Source organism: Streptomyces sp. WAC04114, assembly GCF_019733245.1.
In the GTDB taxonomy this organism is placed as follows: domain Bacteria; phylum Actinomycetota; class Actinomycetes; order Streptomycetales; family Streptomycetaceae; genus Streptomyces; species Streptomyces massasporeus_A.
In genome coordinates this window covers 1-4,418 of record NZ_JAIGQA010000313.1, presented here as the reverse complement: position 1 = coordinate 4,418, position 4,418 = coordinate 1, and the positions used below count along the sequence as shown (strand labels likewise).

Genomic DNA, 4,418 nt, shown 5'->3' with positions numbered 1-4,418 from the left:
GCACGTGCCCTCCTCACAGCCGCACAAAACGCAGCACCGGGGGCGCCCGCCCCCGGTCCTGCGTTTTGTGCGGCTGTGAGGAGGGCACGTGCCCGGCCGGAGCCCCGTACGGGCCGGGAAGCCGGCACGGTGTGGTGTCCGCGCTCTCGCCGCAGGTGCCGAGGTGTCCGCGCGGGGCCGGTTGCTCGCCGTGCGGCTGCTCGTGGCGGGTGGCCGCCCGGACGACGCAGGCGGCGTCGCATCCGTCGTCGGCGCGTGTCCCGTCGTACCGGTGGAGGTCTGCGGCCACGGGTGCGCCGGCCGCTCCCGTGCCCCACGCCCCGGGCTGCGGAGCGGCGATGCCGAGTGTGGTCAGCACCGCCAGGACGACGACGGCCAGCGCCGCGCCGACGGGGGAGTGGGGCCGGGTGGCGCGGTCGGCGGACGCCGCGTGCACGGTGTGGCGCACCCTCCCCCCTCTCTCGTCGTGGTGTGCGGACCGGGCCCGCCTCCGGGTCAGGGCTCGATCAGTCCGGCGCGGATGGCGTAGCGGGTCAGGTCGAGGCGGTCGCGCAGGCCGAGCTTCTGCAGCAGGTTGGCGCGGTGGCGCTGGACGGTCTTGATGCTGATGAACAGCAGGTCCGCGATCTCCTTGGAGGAGTGGCCCTCGGCGACCAGCTTGAGAACCTCCTCCTCGCGGGGGGTGAGGATCTGATCGGGCGTCTCGTCCCCGTGGCGGGCCCGGTCGAGGTAGTTGCGGATCAGGGCGGTGACCGCGCCGGGGTACAGGAAGGGCTCGTCGCGCATCGCGGCCCGGCAGGCGGCGACCAGGTCCCGGTCGGCCACGGACTTCAGCACGTACCCGCTCGCGCCGGCCTTCAGGGCTTGGAAGAAGTACTGCTCGTTGTCGTGCATGGTGAGCATCAGGATCCGCAGGCCCGGCTTGAGAGCGGCCAGTTCGCGGGCTGCCTGGAGTCCGGTCAGACGGGGCATGGCGATGTCGAGCACGGCCAGGTCGACCTCGCTGGTGCGGGCCAGTTCGATGGCCTCGGCTCCGTCACCGGCCTCGGCGACCACTTCGAGGTCCGGCTGCTGGTCGAGGATGAGCCGCACACCGCGCCGGACCAGTGCGTGGTCGTCGGCGAGCAGGACGCGGATCGTGCTCGATGGCGTCGGGGCGGGCGTGGTCGTGTCGGACATGGTCAGGGCTGCTTCCTCGCGACGGGCGCGGTGAGCTGGACGCGGGTGCCGGCGTGGGGTGCCGGGGTGATCTCCAGGCTGCCTTCGACGAGCAGGGCGCGCTCGCGCATGCCGCGGATGCCGGCGCCTTCACGGGGCGCCTCGATGCCACTGCCGTCGTCGGTCACCGTCAGCACCACGCTGTCGTCGGCGCGGCGCAGGGCGACCGTGACCCGCCCGGCGTCCGCGTGGCGGGCGACGTTGGTCAGCGACTCCTGGGCGACGCGGTAGAGGACCAGCTCCGTCTCCGGCGGCAGAGCGGGCAGGTCGGCATCGAAACGGCGCGTGACCAACAGCCGGGTGTGCGTGGCGAAGTCCTCGCTGAGCGAGGTCAGCGCGCTCACCAGACCCAGGTCGTCCAGCACTCCGGGGCGCAGGCGGCGCACCAGACGACGGACCTCGTCGAGGCTCTCCCGGGTGATCTCCTGCAACTCCTGCAGCTCCTCGCGCAGCGGCTCCGGCGCGTCGTCCGCGGAACGCTTGAGCCCCAGCAGGATCGCGGTCATGCTCTGGCCGACCTCGTCGTGCAATTCCTGGGCGATGCGCCGGCGTTCCGCCTCCTGGGCCAGCAGGGCCCGGGCGCTGCTGGTGACCCTCTCCTGCTCCAGCCGCTCCAGCATGGCGTTGAACGTGCGGATCACCTCCGCGACACCCCCACCGCCGGAAGCGGGCAGGCGCTGCCCGGGACGCAGCAGGTCCACGGTGGTCATCAGCTTGGTGAGCCGGTCCAGCGGGGCCAGTCCGAGCCGCAGCAGCGCGGCGTTAGCGACGAGCATGACGGCCAGGCCGCCGACCAGGATGAACGCCTCGGTCAGCAGCACCGGCACGGAGACGGTCACCGGAGCCCACAGCAGCAGGGCCGTGGCCGTGCCCAGCACCACGGCGTTGAGGGCGAAGATCCGCCAGAACAAGGACACCGTCCCCGCGCCTCCCCTTCTACGAACTCGGTCTCACCTCCACTGTCGGCCATCGCGGAGCCCACCGCGTTCGCGGCCCGGGCACTGAGCAAGCCTGCGTTCAGGCTGTCCCCTCACCGCGCCCCCGTCCATGGGACCTGGCCCCCATTTCCACGGGCACGCACCACCCATGGCGCGGCCGCATGGGTCCCTCGACCCGGTGCAAATGGGGCCCGCGCCCGATGGGTATCCGCCGCGCGCCCGGCCAGAGTGGAGAACACACGACCACCCGACAGCGGACGGGCGGTCCGGCAACGCCGCCGGGCCGCCCGCCGCGCATGACCGACCCGCGCCGCCGCGCACCCGCCGTATGCCGCCGAGAAAGAGACCGACCATGTCGCTCGATGTCACCCGGATCGAACCCCACCCCCACGAGGCCCGCCGGCGCCTGGAACACGCCCGCACCTCGCGGCTGGCCCAGCTGCGTGCCCTCGACGAGAGCGAGCGCAGCACGGACGATCACCTGCTGTCCGCGCAGAAGACCGCGATGGAACGGGTCCTCGAAGAGATCGAGGAAGCCTTCGCTCGCATCGACGACGGTACCTACGGGACCTGCGTGGGCTGCGCGAAGCCCGTGCCCGCGGAGCGGCTCGAGATCCTGCCCTACACCCGCCACTGCGTCGCCTGCCAGCGCCGCGCGGCCTGACCCTCCCGTACCGACCTCCTACGCCCTGCCGCAAAGGGGTGACGTGGTGAACCACCAGACCATCGACGAGAGCACGACGCACCTGTCGGCCGAGGACCTCGCGGCGCTGCGCGAGAACCTCCACGAGCAGCGCCTGTTCCGCCAGGAGCAACTGTGCCTGCTCGCCGGCCCGGTCACCTCCCGGGCCGAGGACCGGATCCGGCAGCGGGCCGCCGCGCAGATCGAGGTCCGCGTCAAACTCGCCGCCTCCGCCCGCATGGTCCTCACCGACGTCGAAGCAGCCCTCACCCGCATGAACGAGGGCTCCTACGGCACCTGCCACCTGTGCCGGCGCCCGGTCGAACGGGAACGGCTCATGATCGTGCCGCAGGCCCGCTACTGCGCCCGCTGCCAGCAGGTCAAGGAGGCACAGCCATGACCGACGCCCACGACCCGGCCGGTCACGTCGCCCGTCACCGGCCGTGGCCCTTGTGCCGGAGTTGCTGCGGCATCGCCCTGGACATGGGCAGCGCCCGCACCCGCGTCTGGCTCGCCGGCAAGGGCACGGTCGTCGACGTGCCCACCGTCACCTTCCCCGGCACCGGCGCGGTCCACCCCGTGCAGCGCGGGACCATCATCGACACTCCGGGGTGTTCCCGGATGCTGCAGCGGCTGCTCGGTCACCGGTTGCCACGCTTCACCCGGCCCATGGTCATCGTCACCACGCCGGTCCTGGACGGCGTCGCCTACCGCACCCGGGCCCGCGCCGCCGTCGAGGTGCTTCGGCCGCGCAGCGTCCTCACCGTGCCCAGCGCCCGGAGCATCGCCCTGGCCGCCGACGCGGACCTGTCCCGGCCGCAGTTGGTGGTGGACATCGGCGCCCATCTCACCGAGGTGGTCCTGCTGTGCGACGGCGCCGTCACCGACGCGCACCGAACGGCCGTGGGCACCAGCGACCTCGACGAGACGACCACGCCCGAGCAACTCGTCGAGGCGGTGGTCGCGATGCTGACCGCGATCCGCCGCCAGGACCGCACCTCGCTCAGCGCCGGAGCCCTGCGACGCGGCCTCCTCCTGGCCGGCGGGGGAGCCCTGCGCCCCGACATCACCCACCCCCTCACCGCTCGCCTCAAGGCGCCGGTGCGCATCGTCCCGGCCCCGCACAGCGCGGCCGTCCGCGGCGCCGCGAGGTTCCTCCAGGCCGCCCACACCCACCCCTCGGCCTCCGCGGCCCTCCCGCCCGTCGCCCGGCCCCACTAGGCCGTGGCCGCAAAGTCCCGCCTGCCCCGCGACGCCTGGCACGCGCCCCCGAGCTCTCGACTCCGCTCGAGCAGGGGGTACCCCCACTCGCCGCACCGGGCGAAGCCCCAAGTACGTCCGGTACGAGGGACTCCGCCCGGCACGCCGAGAGCACGCACCAGACGCCGCGGGACCCGCCCTCCGGGCGGACGACGGGACTTTGCGGACCCGGCCTGGGACGGCCCCGAACGTGCCGCGCGCCGACGCCCGTTTCGCGATGAACCCTGGTCCGCCGCGCCCTGCCCTCGGGCCCGGCCGGCCCCGCACACGCCGTGTCCACCGCCGAAAGGAGGAGCCATGCCCGGCCGCACGCCCCCGCC

Annotated in this window: 6 protein-coding genes; 3 read left to right on the top strand and 3 right to left on the bottom strand. The window is 73.5% G+C overall.

Going from position 1 to position 4,418, the window contains the following annotated elements:
- Positions 1-13: 13 nt before the first annotated feature.
- The 3 genes from K4G64_RS38535 to K4G64_RS38525 are packed head-to-tail and all read right to left on the bottom strand — an operon-like array spanning position 14 to position 2,135.
- A complete protein-coding gene (locus K4G64_RS38535) occupies positions 14-448 on the bottom strand; it encodes a hypothetical protein (RefSeq protein WP_221760507.1) in 435 nt (144 codons plus the stop codon).
- 47 nt (positions 449-495) lie between these two features.
- Positions 496-1,179 (bottom strand): response regulator transcription factor, encoded by a 684-nt coding sequence (locus tag K4G64_RS38530; RefSeq protein WP_221760506.1) that lies wholly within the window; start codon positions 1,177-1,179, stop codon positions 496-498.
- Between the two features lie 2 nt (positions 1,180-1,181).
- Positions 1,182-2,135, bottom strand: a complete 954-nt coding sequence (locus K4G64_RS38525; protein ID WP_221760505.1) for a sensor histidine kinase — start codon at positions 2,133-2,135, stop codon at positions 1,182-1,184.
- Between the two features lie 373 nt (positions 2,136-2,508).
- On the opposite strand from K4G64_RS38525, the gene K4G64_RS38520 reads away from it, so the two are divergent.
- The 3 genes from K4G64_RS38520 to K4G64_RS38510 are packed head-to-tail and all read left to right on the top strand — an operon-like array spanning position 2,509 to position 4,059.
- Positions 2,509-2,820, top strand: coding sequence for a TraR/DksA C4-type zinc finger protein (locus tag K4G64_RS38520; RefSeq protein WP_221760504.1), 312 nt, complete (start codon positions 2,509-2,511; stop codon positions 2,818-2,820).
- Between the two features lie 43 nt (positions 2,821-2,863).
- Positions 2,864-3,238 carry a TraR/DksA C4-type zinc finger protein gene (locus K4G64_RS38515; RefSeq protein WP_221760503.1) on the top strand — a complete coding sequence of 125 codons (375 nt, stop codon included), beginning with the start codon at positions 2,864-2,866 and terminating at the stop codon, positions 3,236-3,238.
- Entirely contained in the window at positions 3,235-4,059 is an 825-nt protein-coding gene (locus K4G64_RS38510; RefSeq protein ID WP_221760502.1) for a rod shape-determining protein, read from the top strand. The genes K4G64_RS38515 and K4G64_RS38510 overlap by 4 nt, the downstream gene beginning before the upstream one ends.
- Positions 4,060-4,418: the final 359 nt, after the last annotated feature.

Excerpts from the sequence above, each read along its gene's own strand:
- K4G64_RS38520 (WP_221760504.1), top strand. The coding sequence starts at position 2,509 with ATGTCGCTCGATGTCACCCGGATCGAACCCCACCCCCACGAGGCCCGC.
- K4G64_RS38510 (WP_221760502.1), top strand. The coding sequence starts at position 3,235 with ATGACCGACGCCCACGACCCGGCCGGTCACGTCGCCCGTCACCGGCCG.
- K4G64_RS38530 (WP_221760506.1), bottom strand. The coding sequence starts at position 1,179 with ATGTCCGACACGACCACGCCCGCCCCGACGCCATCGAGCACGATCCGC.